15 protein-coding genes and 1 riboswitch are annotated in these 15,562 nt (G+C 70.7%); of the genes, 4 read left to right on the top strand and 11 right to left on the bottom strand.

Going from position 1 to position 15,562, the window contains the following annotated elements:
* Positions 1-84: 84 nt before the first annotated feature.
* The gene (locus tag J4H86_RS14850; protein ID WP_236538106.1) at positions 85-714 is read right to left on the bottom strand and encodes a TetR/AcrR family transcriptional regulator; all 630 of its coding nucleotides are present in this window, start codon (positions 712-714) and stop codon (positions 85-87) included.
* A gap of 95 nt (positions 715-809) precedes the next feature.
* Between J4H86_RS14850 and J4H86_RS14845 the strand changes: the two genes are divergently transcribed.
* Positions 810-1,775 (top strand): DMT family transporter, encoded by a 966-nt coding sequence (locus J4H86_RS14845; protein ID WP_236538104.1) that lies wholly within the window; start codon positions 810-812, stop codon positions 1,773-1,775.
* Between the two features lie 395 nt (positions 1,776-2,170).
* On the opposite strand, the gene metE is transcribed toward J4H86_RS14845, so the two are convergent.
* The 5 genes from metE to J4H86_RS14820 all read right to left on the bottom strand — a co-directional run bounded on the left by metE (position 2,171) and on the right by J4H86_RS14820 (position 7,701).
* A complete protein-coding gene (metE, locus tag J4H86_RS14840; RefSeq protein WP_236538102.1) occupies positions 2,171-4,462 on the bottom strand; it encodes a 5-methyltetrahydropteroyltriglutamate--homocysteine S-methyltransferase in 2,292 nt (763 codons plus the stop codon).
* 138 nt (positions 4,463-4,600) lie between these two features.
* A riboswitch (cobalamin riboswitch) is annotated at positions 4,601-4,833 on the bottom strand.
* A gap of 110 nt (positions 4,834-4,943) precedes the next feature.
* Complete coding sequence (locus J4H86_RS14835) at positions 4,944-5,909, bottom strand: arsenic resistance protein (protein WP_236538094.1); 966 nt, start codon at positions 5,907-5,909, stop codon at positions 4,944-4,946.
* The gene (locus tag J4H86_RS14830; RefSeq protein WP_236538092.1) at positions 5,906-6,433 is read right to left on the bottom strand and encodes a hypothetical protein; all 528 of its coding nucleotides are present in this window, start codon (positions 6,431-6,433) and stop codon (positions 5,906-5,908) included. The genes J4H86_RS14835 and J4H86_RS14830 overlap by 4 nt, the downstream gene beginning before the upstream one ends.
* 108 nt (positions 6,434-6,541) lie before the next feature.
* Complete coding sequence (locus J4H86_RS14825; RefSeq protein ID WP_236538077.1) at positions 6,542-6,838, bottom strand: YrhK family protein; 297 nt, start codon at positions 6,836-6,838, stop codon at positions 6,542-6,544.
* Positions 6,839-6,891: 53 nt separating this feature from the next.
* Positions 6,892-7,701, bottom strand: coding sequence for a helix-turn-helix transcriptional regulator (locus tag J4H86_RS14820; protein WP_236538075.1), 810 nt, complete (start codon positions 7,699-7,701; stop codon positions 6,892-6,894).
* 227 nt (positions 7,702-7,928) lie between these two features.
* Here J4H86_RS14820 and J4H86_RS14815 point away from each other — a divergent pair, with 227 nt between their 5' ends.
* The 3 genes from J4H86_RS14815 to J4H86_RS14805 all read left to right on the top strand — a co-directional run bounded on the left by J4H86_RS14815 (position 7,929) and on the right by J4H86_RS14805 (position 10,515).
* Positions 7,929-8,687, top strand: a complete 759-nt coding sequence (locus J4H86_RS14815; RefSeq protein ID WP_236538073.1) for a class I SAM-dependent methyltransferase — start codon at positions 7,929-7,931, stop codon at positions 8,685-8,687.
* Between the two features lie 143 nt (positions 8,688-8,830).
* Complete coding sequence (locus J4H86_RS14810; RefSeq protein ID WP_236538071.1) at positions 8,831-9,379, top strand: TIGR03086 family metal-binding protein; 549 nt, start codon at positions 8,831-8,833, stop codon at positions 9,377-9,379.
* Between the two features lie 14 nt (positions 9,380-9,393).
* A complete protein-coding gene (locus J4H86_RS14805; protein WP_236538070.1) occupies positions 9,394-10,515 on the top strand; it encodes a DNA glycosylase AlkZ-like family protein in 1,122 nt (373 codons plus the stop codon).
* Between the two features lie 66 nt (positions 10,516-10,581).
* Here J4H86_RS14805 and J4H86_RS14800 read toward each other — a convergent pair whose 3' ends face one another.
* The 5 genes from J4H86_RS14800 to J4H86_RS14780 all read right to left on the bottom strand — a co-directional run bounded on the left by J4H86_RS14800 (position 10,582) and on the right by J4H86_RS14780 (position 15,444).
* A complete protein-coding gene (locus J4H86_RS14800) occupies positions 10,582-11,082 on the bottom strand; it encodes an NUDIX hydrolase (protein WP_236538069.1) in 501 nt (166 codons plus the stop codon).
* Between the two features lie 32 nt (positions 11,083-11,114).
* Entirely contained in the window at positions 11,115-12,254 is a 1,140-nt protein-coding gene (locus J4H86_RS14795; RefSeq protein ID WP_236538067.1) for a serine hydrolase domain-containing protein, read from the bottom strand.
* Between the two features lie 172 nt (positions 12,255-12,426).
* On the bottom strand, positions 12,427-13,692 hold the full coding sequence (locus tag J4H86_RS14790) for a sensor histidine kinase (protein WP_236544037.1): 1,266 nt from the start codon (positions 13,690-13,692) through the stop codon (positions 12,427-12,429).
* An 11-nt stretch (positions 13,693-13,703) separates the two neighbouring features.
* Entirely contained in the window at positions 13,704-14,696 is a 993-nt protein-coding gene (locus tag J4H86_RS14785) for a CPBP family intramembrane glutamic endopeptidase (protein WP_236538065.1), read from the bottom strand.
* Positions 14,697-14,799: 103 nt separating this feature from the next.
* Positions 14,800-15,444, bottom strand: a complete 645-nt coding sequence (locus tag J4H86_RS14780) for a response regulator transcription factor (RefSeq protein WP_236544036.1) — start codon at positions 15,442-15,444, stop codon at positions 14,800-14,802.
* Between the last annotated feature and the right edge of the window lie 118 nt (positions 15,445-15,562).

The following is a 15,562-nucleotide window of genomic DNA, read 5'->3' as shown; positions in this document are numbered from 1 at the left end:
GGGCGACAGACGAACGGCGTCGAGGTGACGGAAGAGCGATGCACCTCGACGCCGTTCGCGTGCGGTGACCCGACGGATGACGGTTCAGGTGAGCAGGCGGCGCGCGGTCCAACCGAGGCCTTGGGCGAGGCGTTCGGTGGGGATGCCGAGTACGTCGCGTTGGTGTGTGAAGAGGTCCGGGTCCAAAGGTGCCAGGAGTTGGTCCACCACGGCCTCGCGGTCCACGTCGGGAACGCGTGCGATCAACGTTCCGACGTGTGCCCGCCAGAAGGCGTAGGCGCCAGTGGTGAATCGTCGGGGACCAGTCTCGGCACCCAGCACCAGGTGCAGGTGGCGGTCGAGGAGGTCGAGCGCGGCCGTGTAGAAAGCGGCCAGGCGTTCCGCCGGTGGTGCTCCGGGGCCGAGCGGGGGCGCACCGGAGAGGATCTGCTCCTGCAGCCGCCGCTCGTGCTCGTCGAGGAGTGCGACCGCGACCGAGCCGATGTCGGGATAGCGACGGTAGAGGGTGGCCCGCCCCACCCCGGCCGCCGAGGCGAGTTCGCCCATGGTGACGGCGCGGGGATCAGCCGCCGACGAGAACAGTCGTTCCGCCGCGGCCAGGATGCGGGATCGGTTGAGTGCGGCGTCGGCGCGCTCGTGTGTGGGCGGCCCGCCAGTGGGGGACACGCTGATCTCGTGCGCGATTCTGCTCCCCACGTCGCCACTGTCGCTCATGACTCGATCGTACGGGAGCCAATATGCGGACACACTGTCCGGTTGTATGCTGCGGTTCACGGATAAGTGGACACTGCGTCCGGATGGAGAGAGTCATGTATACCCTCTTGCTCGCGGCGGCCACGCTGCTTGGATGCCTCCTGGCCGTGCAGGCGTCGGTGAATCAGCAGCTCAACAAGGCTGTTGGGACGCCTTACGGTGCTGCGACGCTTCAACTGGCCCTCGCCGCGGGTGTGCTTCTGCTCCTGGGAGCCGGGACCGGGGCGCTCGCCGACACGAGCGGCGTCGTGGACGCGCGGTGGTGGCACCTTCTGGGCGGACTGGCCAGCCCCTTCTACATCACCAGCGGGATCCTGCTGATTCCGCGTCTCGGCGCGGTGACCACTGTCGGGTTGTTCGTGTCCGGGCAAATGTTCGCTTCCTTGGCTCTCGACCTGACCGGAGCGCTGGGTGTGACACTCCGCCCGCTGTCAGTCGGGATGGTGTTGGGTGGGTTGGCCGTGCTCGGCGGGATCGCGACCGTCGTCCGGGCGCAGCACCGTGCCCCTCAGGTCGCCTCCGTCCCAGCGGGGGCCGTGGGCACCTTGGCGCGGCGCCCCGCGGGGACTGGGTGGGGCTGGCCGATGCTCGGCTTGGCCGCCGGCGCGGGCTTGCCCGTGCAGGGTGCGGTCAACGCACAACTGCGGGGTGTGGTGGCAGAGCCTCTCGCGGTGGCTTCGGTGAGTTTCACGGTGGCGACGTTGGCGATCGCGGTGACGTTGGCGGTGCTGCTCGTAGCGGGGGGCACCCCGCGTCCACGACTGGGGCCGCTGCGCCGGATGCCCTGGTGGGGATGGCTGGGTGCGGCCTGCGCGGTGGGGTACGTGACCGGAACGTTCTTGCTCATCCCGGTGGTCGGCGCGGCGGTGACCGTCGCCCTCACTGTGGCCGGCCAACAGCTCACCTCGGCCGCGATCGACCAGTACGGCCTGTTCCGTCTCCCCCAACGAGCGCTGACCCGCGCCCGCTGCTCCGGGCTCTGCCTGCTCGTGGGCGGTGCCTTGGCGATCCAACTGTGGTGAGGTGCGGTGTCCGAATGGGTCCCGTCCCACAGCGGACTGTGCTGGGTGGGGCGGGACCGGTGGACCGTGGCCACGCGCGTGGTTGGTGACGTACTCGGTGTTCCCGGATGGTGTCGCGGAAATGGTGGTGACGGGGCTTCACGCGCATACCTGGGTCCAGTCACCCGACCAGCACCGACCTCCGGAGCTGGTCGGGTCGAAGCACCCAGGGGGCGGTGTCAGCAGGCTATCCCGCTGCGGCTCGGGGCGCGCGTCGTCCACAGCCTGTGGGTAGACCTGCGGTGGGTGGGGCCGACTGGTTCGGGCGACTGTCCATTGTGGCTTCCCGCCCCTCGCCGTGGCCGGGACCGACGCCCCGCCGCGGGCATGGCCGTACGGCGGGGCGTCGGTGTCGGCTACCGGTCGGCGCGGATGCGTTCGGCGGCGGTGACCAGGTGGCGTAGGGCCGGCTCCACCTCGGGGTAGCCGCGGGTCTTCAGGCCGCAGTCGGGGTTGGCCCACAGACGCTCGACCGGAACCGCGTCCACCGCAGTGCGCAGTAGGTCGGTGATCTCCGCCGCTCCGGGGACGCGTGGGGAGTGGATGTCGTAGACGCCTGGGCCGACGGCCCGGGAGAACCCGGCGTCGTTGAGGTCGTCGAGCACCTCCATCCGGGACCGCGCCGCCTCGATGCTGGTCACGTCGGCGTCGAGCGCGTCGATCGCCGGCAGGACCTCGCCGAACTCCGAGTAGCACAGGTGGGTGTGGATCTGTGTGGACGCCGCGACGCCCGAGGTCGCCATCCGGAAGGCCGTCACCGCCCAGTCCAGGTAGGCCTTGTGCTCGTCGGAGCGGAGCGGCAGCAACTCGCGCAGCGCGGGTTCGTCCACCTGGATGATCCGGATCCCTGCGGACTCCAGGTCGTGGACCTCATCGCGGATCGCCAGCGCGACCTGCCGAGCGGTGTCGGCCAGCGGCTGGTCATCCCGGACGAAGGACCAGGCCAGGATGGTGACCGGCCCGGTGAGCATGCCCTTGACGGGTTTCGTGGTGAGGGACTGCGCGTAACGTGCCCACTCGACCGTCATCGGGCCGCCGCGGGTGACGTCGCCGTAGAGCACGGGCGGTCGCACGCAGCGTGAGCCGTAGGACTGTACCCAGCCGTGCTCCGTGGCGGCGAACCCGCCCAGTTGCTCGGCGAAGTACTGCACCATGTCGTTGCGTTCGGGCTCCCCGTGGACGAGGACGTCCAGCCCGATCTCCTCCTGGAGCCGCACCACGCGTTCGACCTCGTCGCGCATCACCTGTCGGTAGGCGTCGGCGTCGACCCGGCCCGCCCGATGGTCGGCGCGGGCCCTGCGCACCTCCTGGGTCTGGGGGAAGGAACCGATCGTGGTGGTGGGCATGAGCGGTAGCCGTAGCGCGTCGCGTTGGGCGGCCGCGCGGACCGCGTAGTCTCCGCGTCGCGCGTCCTCGGGCCGCAGTGCCTCGAGCCGCGCGCGTACGGTGTTGTCGCGCAGGTCGGTGGCACGGGTCCGGTCGGTCACGACGGCCCGGGCGGCGGCCAGGTCGGCGTCGACGGCGTCACGTCCCTCGTGCAGCGCGCGGTCCAGCAGTACCACCTCGCGTACCTTCTGGTCGGCGAAGGCCAGCCAGGACCGGACACGTGGGTCGAGGGCGGTCTCGCGCTCCACGTCGTAGGGCACGTGCAGGAGGGAGCACGACGTCGAGACGCTCACCCGGTCGGCGCTGCCCAGGAGGCGGGCCACGCGGCCGAGCGCGGTGTCCACGTCCGTGCGCCAGATGTTGCGCCCGTCCACGACTCCCGCCACGATCTCCTTATCCCGCAGCGCGGGTTCGGTGGCGAGGGCGTCGACCGTGTCGGGGTCGGACACGAGGTCCACGGCCAGGGCCTCCACCGGAGTGCGCGCCAGCACGTGGAGCGCCTCCCGGGGTGGTCCGAAGTAGGTGGCCACGCAGATTCCGGGACGCCGTACCTCCGACCCCAGCCGCTGATAGGTGTGCCTCAGCGCGTCCAGCTCCGCCGGGGATCGGTCGGCGGCGAAGGCGGGTTCGTCCAGTTGGACGACGTCCGCACCGGCCTCCTGGAGTGCCCGGAGGAGGTCGACGTACACCGGGAGCAACCGGTCGAGCAGGGACAGGGGCGAGAAGCCCGCCGGCGCGTCCGAGCTCGGCTTGGACAGCAGCAGGAACGTGACCGGCCCGAGCACCACCGGGCGGGGCCGGTACCCGAGCCCACGGGCTTCGCGCGTCTCGTCCACGGGCTTCGTCCCGTGCAGGGTGAACCGGGTGTCAGGACTGAGCTCCGGCACGAGGTAGTGGTAGTTCGTGTCGAACCACTTGGTCATCTCCAACGCCGGGGTGTCGTCGGCGCCACGGGCGGCGGCGAAGTAGGTGTCCAGCTCAGACCCGCCCAGCGCGGTGTGGCGTTCGGGGAGGGCGCCGAACAGGTGCGCCGTGTCGAGCACGTGGTCGTAATGGGAGAAGGTGTTGACGGGGACGGACGCCAGTCCCGCCTCGGACATGCGCTGCCACGCGTCGGTGCGCAGACGGCGTCCGACCTCGAGAAGTTCGGCGTGGTCCACTCGCTGGGCCCAGAAGCTCTCCAACGCCGCCTTGAGTTCCCGGTCGGGTCCCACACGGGGATATCCGAGGACGGTGGGGCCGATGCGCTGTGGTGCGTTCAACTGCTCTCTCCTCGCGAGCTCGTTCGACGAGCGCGGGCCTCGCGGGAGGGCTGCCAGGAAACGGCCGAGGGGGTCGCTGCGGACCCGTGTGTTCGGTCGTGCCCACCCGCGAGGCTCGGACTCAAGCGGGCACCGGGTGGTGACCGCTTGCCACGGGCAGGTCTTCGGACTCGTGGGCGGGGGCGTGACGCCCGTTCCTACCGGCTGCCGCTTCCCGGGCCCAAAAGACCCAGTGCTTTACCGCCTTGGCGGTGACAGCTTTCGTTCCCACTTACCGCTGCGGGGCAGTCCCGGACTCACACCGGGTTCCCTGTTGCCTTCCCAGTTCCGAGGCCGTGACCTCGGCACCGGGAAACCCACGGCGCTTTCGACCCTAGCAAACCGACCTCGGTCGCCCCCGGGCAGCCGCCACCGTGGGCAGAGAGGCGCGTCCGACCAGCGCCATCGGGCCCGGAGCGCCGCGCGGGGCCCACCCGGGAGGTCACGTGGCGACGGAGAGGCGATCCCGGACGCGAACGACCTGGCTGAGCAGCGCGAGGATCGGCAGCTCGATGAGGGGGCCCACCACCAGCGCGACCGCGATCAGTGGGCGATCCGGGAAGGCCGCCACGGCGATCGCCAGCGCGATCGGCGAGTTGCGGGCCGTCGTTGTCATGATCAGGGTGACCCGTTGGTCCCCCGGCAGGCGGAGCAGTCGGGAGGCTCCCCAGGCCGCCAGGGGTGCGACCACGAAGAACACGGCGAGGGGTGGCAGCAGCGCGAGAAGCTCCCCTCCGTTGTCGGCCACCGTCCGGGCCTGCCACGCGAACATGGCGAACACCGCGACGTAGAGCAGCGGGAGGACGAGGTGTCCCGCCGGGCCGACCAGCACCCGGTCCCGCCACTCGGGCCCGCGCAGCCGTGTGGCTCCCCACCGTGCGCCCAGCGCGAGGAGCAGCGGCACAGCCAACACGAGCAGTACGGACTCGACGAGGGTCCCCGCGTCCACGAACGTCGCCGGACCACCCAGCAGGAGGACGTAGACCGGCAGGAGCAGGAGCTGCAGGACCAGGTTCACCGGCAGCAGCGCGGCGGCGATTCCGGTGTGGCCGCGCGCCACGGCGGTGAAGACCAGGTACCAGTCGGTGCAGGGGGTGACCAACAGCAGTAGGAGACCGATGCGGAGGTCGGGGGCGCCGCCGAGCAGCCCGGCACCCAGAGCCCAGGCCAGCAATGGGGTGAACACGAAGTTCAGGACCAGGCTCGCGGCGACGACGGGCCCGCCGTTGCGCGTCTCCCGTATCCGGGAGGCGTCCATCTGCACGAAGACCGCCGCCACCATCAGCACCAGGGCGGGCAGCACCACGTGTCCGAGCGCGTCGCTCACGGGAAGGAGCAGGCCGGCGCCCAGCCCCGCGGCGGCGGCGCCGGCCACCAGGACCGACTGCAGCCGCTCCGCGATCGTCATGGTCGTGCGTCCTCCGTGTCCTCGTCCGGTCCGCCGGTCAGCCAGCGCACCGCCTCCGCGGTCCTGCCGTCGAGATCGGGGGCGACCTCGGGGGCCAGACGCGCGTGCAGACGGACCGTCTCTGGGGTGAAGTCGATGCGCAGCTCCAGGAACGGACAGCACGCGGTCTCCGCCGCCGCGAGCTCGGCCACGGCACCGGCGTGTTCGATCGGCAGCGCCCAAACCCGGCCGCGGGGTCCAGGGTACGGCTCGGCGTCCACCAGCAGCCCACGCCACCGCTCCAGCCGTTGGGTCAGCGCGGTGTCGCCCAGAGAGCAGCTCGGGGCGGCGCCGGCGGACAGCAGTGGCAGGGATACGACGCCGGCGGGCGGAGTCTCGGGAGGGCTCACGCACGGACAGTCCGCTCCACAGCCCTTCTCGGTGTCCGCGGGGCGCTCCAGGCTCTCGAGCGCGCCCCGCAAGAAGACCTGGAAGCGTTCGTACTCCTCAACGCGTTCCCGGGCGGCACGTAACCGCGCCGTCACTCGGCTCCGGAGTTCGTCCCGTACCTCCGAACAGGGCTGTCGTTCCCACAACCGGACGAGGTCGGCTGGGGTGAATCCTCCCCGCCTGGGTGACCAGGGGGATCGCGGTCAGAACTCCTGGTCGGCGTGGTCGGCGCCGGGAGGCAGGTTTCCGATGCGCTGCAGGTGGATCATGCGGGTGAGGCGGATGACCGGCCGGACCAGCAATTGGACACTGCCGAGGAGGAAGAACCAGGTCCCGGTCGTGGTGGAGGTGGGGGAGAAGAACATGATGCTGCCGACGATGAACCACACGGCGATGAGGGTGTCGTTGCAGATCCCGACAGCTTCGTACCGCTGCCGGATGACGAGTTCCTCGTGGCCGATCCGGATGTTGATCGGTCGGTCCCTGTCCGCGTTCGACACAACGCCATCGTCCCAGTTCACCCGGCTTCTGTTCGCGCAGCGCGCCGAGATGGTCAGGCCGCGGGCGCGCCACAGAGCTGGGTGTAGCGGCCGGGCGAGACGCCGATGACGGCGGTGAAGTCGCGGCTCAGGTGGGGTTGGTCGCTGTACCCCAGAGTGGCGGCCAGGTCCGCCCAGTCCACCGCGGTCCCGTGGCGTACCCGCTCGGCGGCCTCGTACAGTCGGTAGCGGCGCACCACGTTCTTCGGGCTCAGCCCCACATGGTCGGCGAAGCGTCGCTGGAGCTGACGGGTGCTCACCCGTTCCTCCCGCGCCAGGCTCTCGACGCGGGCGCTCGACGGATTCGCCGCGATCCGCTCCACCAGCGCGGCGGTGTCCTCCGCCGGGTGTCGCCCGGCGGGCAGTCGTGCGGCCAGGAAGGTCTCGATCTCGGCGATCCGGTCCTCCGCGGTCGACGCGGCGTTCACCGCGTCGCTGAGTCCCGTGCCCTCGGATCCGAACACCCGATCCAGTGCGACCTCGCGGTCGCGCAGCGCGGTCAGCGGACCGTCCGTGAGCGGACGGAAGCCGGCGGGACGGAACATGACGCCCAGCGCCCACCCCTCGCCCGCGAGCTCCCGGCTGTCGACCCGCGTCGCGACACCGTTGACTGTTCCCGCCCCGGGCTGGAACACGACGTTGACGACGGGATGCGGATAGACCCGCTGCGTGAACGGCTCATCGAGGTCCCAACGGATGAGCCAGTACCGGTCCACCAGCCGGTTGATCTCCGTGGAGGGCGCGAATCGGTCCATCCGGAACTGGGTCAGCCCGGCGTCCGGGGCGATGATGCCCCGCGCGTCCTGACCCACGTCCTTGACCACCTCCTCATCCTATGTCGCACCATCGTCCCGACATTCGCGGGGGGTGATGTCTTTCTCCCAGTTCAGGGGCGACCAATCGAAAGGGTGTGGGGGCAGGATTCGAGGAGCGGGTGAAGGGTCACTACTATCCTCGACACCGCCCGGAACGAGCCGCGCCGTCCCCCTCGCGTCTTCGGCCCACTCGTGACGCGTGGCCGCGCCCCGAACAGAACAGAGGTACCAGCGACGTGAGCGTCAGAGTCGAAGACCACTACCGTCGGCTGCTCGCCCCGAACTACACCTGGATGCTGGGCGGCGACATCGAACACACCGCACGGACCCAGCGAGCGTTGCTGGGGACGCTGCTCGGCGGACCGGCCTCCCTGGGATCGGGGACCGTCGCCGATCTCGGATGTGGGTCCGGAGCGCAGACCCTCGCGCTCGCGGACATGGGCTACGGTCACGTCCTCGCGATCGACACCGACGGGTCGTTGCTCGAGGAGCTCCGAGCGCACGCCAGGGGTCGACCCGCCGTGGAGACCGTCCACGACCACGCGGTGAGTGCCCTCGACAAGCTCGCCACCGGAGCCCTCGACGCCGCCGTGTGCATGGGTGACACACTGCTTCACCTGCCCGACCGGGCGGGCGTCGAGGCGGTCTTCGAGGCGGCGGCGCGCGCGCTGTGTTCGGGCGGTCGGCTCGTCCTCACCTATCGGGACCTCTCCCGTCCGCTCTACGGTACCGACCGGGCCATCCCGGTTCGCAGCACCGACGATCAGATCATGACGTGTTTCCTGGACTTCGCCGACGAGGACACGGTTGAGGTGCACGACATCGTTCACACCCGTAGCGCCGACGGATGGACCTTCGCCACGAGTAGCTACCCCAAACTCCGGCTGGCCGCCGACTGGGTGGTCGAGCGACTCGTCGAACACGGGTTCACCGTCGCCCACCACGACCAGAGCGATTCCGGGCTGTGGCGCACCGTGGCCCACCGGAGTGCCTGACCCACAGTCCACTCCCCGCGCCCCCGCTCTGGCCACCACTCACTCGGAGTCGCGGTGACGTCGTGTTTCTTCAAGACGATCGGGGCTTACCAGCGCAGGATGGAGGAAGAACAGAAGGAAACACGCACGGGAGTTGACCAGTGATGAGCGATATTTCAGAGCGGTACGCCCAGCTGGGCGCGGCGTTCGCGGACGTCGTGGCGAAGGTCCCTGGTGATCGTTGGGAGAACCAGTCGCCCTGCGAGGAGTGGACGGCGCGCGACGTCGTTCGCCACGTGGTGGACACCCAGGGGTACTTCCTGGCGCTGGTGGGCCGAAGCCTGGGCGAGATCCCCTCAGTGGACGACGACCCCGTGGCCGCGTGGGACGCCGCGCGGGCGGTGGTCCAGGCGGACCTGGACGCCCCCGAACGGGCCGGAGCCGAGTTCGACGGGTTCTTCGGGCGCACCCGCTTCGACGCGGCCGTCGACATGTTCCTCAACTTCGATCTCGTGGTGCACCGGTGGGATCTCGCCCGTGCCACGGGTGGCGACGAACTCATCGTTCCCGACGAGATCGACCTCGCCTGGGAACGGGTGGCAAGGTTCGGGGACAACGTCCGGCGCAAGGACGTGTGCGGCGAGGAGGTCACACCACCCGAGGGGGCCGACGCACAGACCCGGCTCCTCGCCAAGCTCGGACGACAGGCGTGACGGGAGCGCCGGCGATGTTGGAGATCTCGCGGTCCCAGGCCCTGGCCTACCGTGCGCACGTCCAGGGCCTGGACCGGCGCACCGACAGCATGGACGAGCTGAGCGTACTCGACCTGGGGATCCAGGCCCCGTCGGGATCCGCGGTGGCGGCGGCGCTGGGGGCACGGCTCAACCAGGTGCCCGATCCGGAGGGAGACGCCCCCTGGGGCGTCGACCACCTCACGGTGTGGTCGTTTCGCGGAGCGCCGCACCTCCACCGGCGGGCCGACCTGCCCGGGCTGGCCACGGCCCTGTGGCCGGTGGGCGAGCGGGACGCCTGGACTCGACTGACCAGCGAACGCAAGGCCCTCGGCGAGGCGGGAATCGCCGGCCTGGACGCGTTCACCGCCGTCGCCGAGGCGGAACGCGAGGCCACCGCGGCGGGACCGATCGGTCGGGGTGACCTGAGCGGCCAGGTGACGCGTTCGCTGCCCGCCGCCTACCGGTACTTCTGCCGGGTGTGCGGGACCGAGCACGTCTACGGCAACGTGTTCCAGCTCGTTGGGATCTTCGCCGGTTTCTCGCTGGTTCCGGGCACGACCCCGGCGGTGGTGACCCCGATCGAGAACCGTTGGCCCGTCCCCGAGCACGCCGAGGGAACGGCCGAGGTCGTCACCGCCTACCTCCGCCTCCACGGCCCGGCCACGCTCGCGGAGGCGGCCGGGTTCCTCGGCACCTCCGCCACTGCCCTGCGCGAGGTGTGGCCCGAGGACACCGTGCCGGTGCGGGTGGACACGGAGGGAAGGAAGCGCTGGCTGCCCACGGCCAGCGAGGCTCTCCTGAGTGAGGTCGAGGTCCCCCGACCGGGGACCCTGCGCCTGCTTCCACCGCTCGACCCCTGGCTCCAGGGGCGGGACCGGGAGTTCCTGGTCCCCTCCACCGAACACCGCAAGGCCGTGTGGCGGATGCTTGGCAACCCGGGCGTCGCGTGGTTGGACGGGGAGGTCGTCGGCACCTGGCGCGCGAAGACGACGGCGCGACGCCTCGACCTGACCGTCACCGCTTTCCAGGAGCTCCCCCGGGACGCTCTGCGCGACGAGGCCGAGCGTCTCGCCTCCGCCCGCGGCAGGGAGGAGCTGCGCGTCACCCTTGCGTAGCGCGCGGCCGGTTCCGAGCGGCGTCGGTCGTGCTTTCCCGGTGGTCCGTGACCGCGAGCGGCGGCGTCAGTTCAGCGAGGCCGTCTTCGTCGGGGAGGTGACGGGGAGCGCCCACCGTGCCTCCGCGATCGCGGTCGCGCTCCTCGCCTGCGCTTCCGCGGACGGCCCCCAGTCCAGTCGGGTCAGAACGTTGGGTACCGGTGCCAGTAGGCGGGCGTGGGTACGGCCGTGGTCGGGGTCGGGACGGCGGGGCAGCAGCTCCGTGATCCGGGCGACGAACCGGAGCTGGGCAACGGGCGAACGCCCGCCTCGACGCACCTCCTGGTAGCCGAGGTAGGCCGCGTCGGTGAAACGCACCTGGACCTCCTCGTCCACCTCGCGGACCAGGGTGTCGTGATGACTCTCGTCGACGGCCTCGGGGCGGCCGCCCGGCATCCCCCACGCGCCGTTGTCGTAGCAGGCCACGAGCCGGCCGTGGGGGTCGAACAGCCACCCGTACACCTGGGTGATCCGGAGCTCCGCGGGGGGCTTCGCCCCGTCGTGCCACAGGTAGACCGTGCGCGTCATGACCGGAGCCTAGGAGACGAACCCGCCGTGCGTCACCCCGCGCAGTGCGCCGATTCGAGCAATCGTTCCCGCAGGTCCGGCTGGGCGAGATCGGTCCGGTACAGGCTTCCGGCGATGACCGCGGTGTCGCCGTCCTCGGAGCGGGTCATCATGCTGACGTAGGCGACCTCCGTCCCGCCGTGCCCCCACACGGTTCCGCAGTCGAGCTCGTAGCTGCGCAGGCCGAGGCCGTACCCGTAGCCGCTCCCGGTGTCGACCGGGTCCAGCATCTCGTCCAGCGACTCCTCGCTGGTCAACTCGCCGTCGAACAGCGCGTCGAGGAAGCGGGCGAGGTCCGCGGTGGTGGACGTCATCTCGCCGGCGGCCCAGCCGATCGACGGGTTGTACTCCGTGGCGTCCACGTACTCGCCGTCGACGAGCGTGTAGCCCGTCGCGTGCGGCTCGGGCAGCCGGTGGTCGGTCCCCGGGAACACCGTGTGCTCCAGGTTCAGCGGCTCGAGAACGCGGTCGGTGACCTCCTCCGCGTAGGGCCGGCCGGTGACCGCCTCGATCAACAGGCCCGCCAGGATGTAGTTCGTGTTGGAGTAGTGCCAGCCCTCCCCGGGGGCGAAGTACGGGTCGTTGGCGAACGCGGCGTCGAGCAGTTCCTGGGGCTCGTAGCTGGTGAACCGGTTGTCGCCGCGCCACGTCCCGATCTCGAACCCGGGGACGCTGGTGTAGTTGTGGATGCCGCTGGTGTGGTTGAGGATCTGGCGCACCGTGACGGTGTCCCCGTCGGGAACCGTCCCGGGGAGGTAGTTCTCGATGGGGTGGTCCAGGTCCACACGGCCCTCGTCCACCAGTTGCATGATGACCGTCGCGACGAAGGTCTTGGTGTTGCTCGCGGCGCGGAAGTACCCGTCGGGGTCGGCCGGGGCCTCACGTCCGAGGTCGGCGACGCCCGCGCTCCCCGCCCAGTGGGTGGCACTGTCCTGGTGACGTGCGATGACGGCCGACGCGATCTCGGAGTCCACGACCGCCTCGATCTCTTCGGTGATCGTGTCTCCAGGGGAGTCCGGGCGGTCGGCGCGGGGGTCGGTGTCGGCATGGGCCGGGACGGTTCCCAGCCCCAGGGCGAGAACCGCGGTGGTCGTGACGATGGAGCGTGTGGTGCGGCGGGCTGCGTCGCGCATGGTGCCTCCTCGATGTCGGTGGCCGGGTGAGCGGCCGAAACGCAGTCCATCAGTGGGAGACGGGGGAGTGGATTGCCCGCCGGACACCGCTGCGGTGTGCCTTTGTGCATACGCGGTGCCGTTGCGCCGGCTCCGTCGGACGGCGTGACCGGAGCGTGGCGGGGAGCGGACCTCAGGCGTCGGGGGCGCGGTCGGTGGAGAAACGCGCGGTCACCGTGGTGGGGCCACCGGGCGGGCTGTGGAGCGCGAAGGTTCCGTCCAGGGCGGCGACGCGCTGGCGCAGGCCCTGGAGCCCGCTCCCGTTCGGGTCCGCTCCCCCCTCACCGTCGTCGTGGATGTGGATCTCGAGGGTGTCCGCGGTCGGGTCCTCGGCCAGGTCCACCGTCACCTCGGTGGCGTTGGCGTGTTTCACCGCGTTGGTGATGGCCTCGCGGGCGACGAAGTAGACGGCGGTCTCGGTCGTCGCGGCTGGTCGTCGCGTGAGGGCGTCCCGCACGGTGACGGGGATCGCCGAGTTCTCCGCGATGGTGGCGAGACTCGCGGACAGCCCCAGTTCGTCCAGCGTGCGGGGGTAGACCCGCCAGGCCACGTCGCGCAGTTCGTCGACCAGGTGGAGGGACTGGTCGTGTGCCTGTTGGAGGAGGTCCTCGCCGTCCCACCCACCACCTTGCCCACCCCCCTGACCCCCGCGCCGCACCGCGCGTCCGAGGAGGATGGCCAGCGCCACCGTCCGCTGTTGCACGCCGTCGTGGAGGTCCCGTTCGATGCGGCGGCGCTCCTCGTCCACGGCGGAGACCACGGCGGCGCGGCTCTCGGTCAGCTCGCTGATCCGCCGCTCCAACCGATCCCTCAGGTCGGGACCGAGGAGGCGGCGGGCCAGCGCTCGGTCCCCGGCCGCCATGAGGACCGTGCCCACCATCGCCATCGCGATGACGAACGCGCCGAGGAACGCGCCGAGGGTCCACGGGGCCGGGGTCATGTCGACGCCCGGCAGGCTGATCTCGATGGGCGTCCCGTCGCCGGCGGTGCCGGCCCAGAGCGCACCACCGAACAACAGGCCGATCATGAACACCGCGTTGAAGATGAGGTAGCCGGTGGTGAGCCCGATCGGGATCCGCAGTAGCAGGTAGGCGAGCCCGCTGCCCTCGACACCGCCCGGGCGCTGGATGTCGCAGTCGAGCCACCGGGAGAGGCGCCATTGTTCGCCCGCGATCAGGACGTCTCCGCCGAGGGACCACCATGAGCGTGTGCGGCGGGCGACGGACGGAAGGGGGGACGTGAGTACGACCGCCACGCCGCTGACCATCACCCAGCCCAGCGTCGCCCAGGCGAACACCGAGCCCAGCACGAGACCGAGGAACTGCCCGCCGACGCGCGAGACCAAGCCCCGCAGGATGGCGAGCGCCTGACGTGTTCCGGCTGATGACCCTGGGCGCACACTCAAGGGAATCACGGTTTCCGGACGGTCGCGTGCTCCAGGACCGGGTCGAAGGACCGGACCCGAAGCTGTCCGGTGAGCGCCAACGGAACGACCAGGGCGAGGGTCACCGCGATGCCGATCACGCCACCGGTGTTGCCGGAGTACAGGACGGCGCTCGTGGGGGTGTCGGCGTCCGACACCAGGAGGAACCCGAGGATCGCGAAGCTGTTGTTCGCCGCGTGGGCGATCGTCGCCGGCCACACCGAGCCGGAGGCGAGACGCAGCCACCCGATCACGAGGCCCAGCACGGTGACCCCGAGGACGTACACCACGATGACGCCCGCGTCCATCGAGCCGGAGCGGATCTGCAGGAAGAGTTGGGGGCTGTGCCAGAAGGCGTGCACCACCCCGCTCACGACGAGGGCCGGCCAGACCCCGAGCGGCAGCAGGCGGGGCAGGAGGTAGCCGCGCCACCCGATCTCCTCGCCCAGGCAGGTCAGCAACACCATCGGGAGGATCGTGGCCGCCACGAAGCCGACGGCGACCAGCAGCCCCACCAGGGGGAAACCGGCGTCGGGCAGGTAGGGGACCACGGCCGGTGCACGTTCCTCCAGCGCGGCGCGGAACCCGGAGAAGGTGGTGAGGTCCAGTTTGATCACCCCGAAGGCGGCGGCGACCCATGGGGCGACCGCACCCACGATGGGGAGAACGACTAGGGCGAGCAACGAGTAGCCGCCGACCCTGCGGATCGGACGCAACGGCACGATGCCGAGTGCCCGGAGACCGCTCCGGGGTTTCCAGAGGAAGTAGGTGATCAGCAGGGCCGCGACGCCCGGCGTGAACATGTAGAGCGACGCGCTGATGCCGTAGATGGGGTCCTCGGGGCCCGCACCGCCGCTGACCGCGGGGAGGTAGACGAGCCACGCCAGGCCGTAGGCCAGGAGGACGAAGGCGACGATCTCGCGTAGTGGGAGACGCGCCGTGGTCGTGGGTGGTTCGGAGACGGTGTCTGTGCTGCGCATACCGACGAAGCTACGGATCCCCCACCACTGGCGGTACGGGGATGACCACCCACCTACCCTGTGGGAAACCGCAGTTCCCCCGCCGCACCGTGGGCGGGCCGGCTCAGGCGCCGATGTAGTGGAGAACGGTGAGGATGCGGCGGCTGTATCCGGCGGTGTCGCCCAGGTGCAGCTTGTCGAAGATGGCGTTGACGTGCTTCTCCACGGCGCTCTGGGAGATATGGAGCCGCGCGCTGATCGCCGCGTTGGTGTGGCCCTGGGCCATGAGTTCGATGATGTCCCGTTCGCGCGGGGTGAGGCTCTCCAGGGGGTCGCGGCGTTGCCCGCCGGCGATGAGGTGGCGGACCACCTGGGGGTCGAACGCGGCGCCGCCGGCCGCGACGCGTTCCAACGCGTCCAGGAACTCGCCCACCTGGCCGACGCGGTCCTTCAACAGGTAGCCGACGCCTTCGGAGTTCTCCATGTAGAGCTGGGTCGCGTACTCCCGCTCCACGTACTGCGAAAGCACCAGGACCCCCATGTCGGGGAGTTCCCGCCGGAGCTGTACAGCTGCTTGGAGGCCCTCGCTGGTGTGGCTCGGCGGCATCCGGACGTCGACCACGGCGACGTCGGGAGCGGACTCCCGGACGGCCTTCAGCAGGGAGGGAGCGTCGCCCACCGAGGCCACCACCTCGTGCCCCTCCTCCGCCAACAGCCGGACCAGCCCCTCCCGCAACAACGCGGAGTCCTCGGCGATGACCACCCGCAACGCCGTCCCCACCATCGGCCTCCACTCGCACCCGACTGGCCCGCATCCGCCGTGCCCCATTGTCCACCGTGGTCGATCCCCGAGGCACGTGCGGTGGGTAGGGGTTTGTGTCCGTGGA

This window comes from Spiractinospora alimapuensis (assembly GCF_018437505.1).
In the GTDB taxonomy this organism is placed as follows: domain Bacteria; phylum Actinomycetota; class Actinomycetes; order Streptosporangiales; family Streptosporangiaceae; genus Spiractinospora; species Spiractinospora alimapuensis.
Note: the sequence above shows the minus strand (reverse complement) of the source record. Positions and strands in the feature narration are given on the sequence as shown.

Bases quoted from the DNA above. Each gene is read 5' to 3' on its own strand.
- J4H86_RS14850 (WP_236538106.1), bottom strand. From the start codon at position 714: ATGAGCGACAGTGGCGACGTGGGGAGCAGAATCGCGCACGAGATCAGC.
- J4H86_RS14845 (WP_236538104.1), top strand. From the start codon at position 810: ATGTATACCCTCTTGCTCGCGGCGGCCACGCTGCTTGGATGCCTCCTG.
- J4H86_RS14835 (WP_236538094.1), bottom strand. From the start codon at position 5,909: ATGACGATCGCGGAGCGGCTGCAGTCGGTCCTGGTGGCCGGCGCCGCC.
- J4H86_RS14810 (WP_236538071.1), top strand. From the start codon at position 8,831: ATGAGCGATATTTCAGAGCGGTACGCCCAGCTGGGCGCGGCGTTCGCG.
- J4H86_RS14805 (WP_236538070.1), top strand. From the start codon at position 9,394: ATGTTGGAGATCTCGCGGTCCCAGGCCCTGGCCTACCGTGCGCACGTC.
- J4H86_RS14800 (WP_236538069.1), bottom strand. From the start codon at position 11,082: ATGACGCGCACGGTCTACCTGTGGCACGACGGGGCGAAGCCCCCCGCG.
- J4H86_RS14795 (WP_236538067.1), bottom strand. From the start codon at position 12,254: ATGCGCGACGCAGCCCGCCGCACCACACGCTCCATCGTCACGACCACC.
- J4H86_RS14785 (WP_236538065.1), bottom strand. From the start codon at position 14,696: ATGCGCAGCACAGACACCGTCTCCGAACCACCCACGACCACGGCGCGT.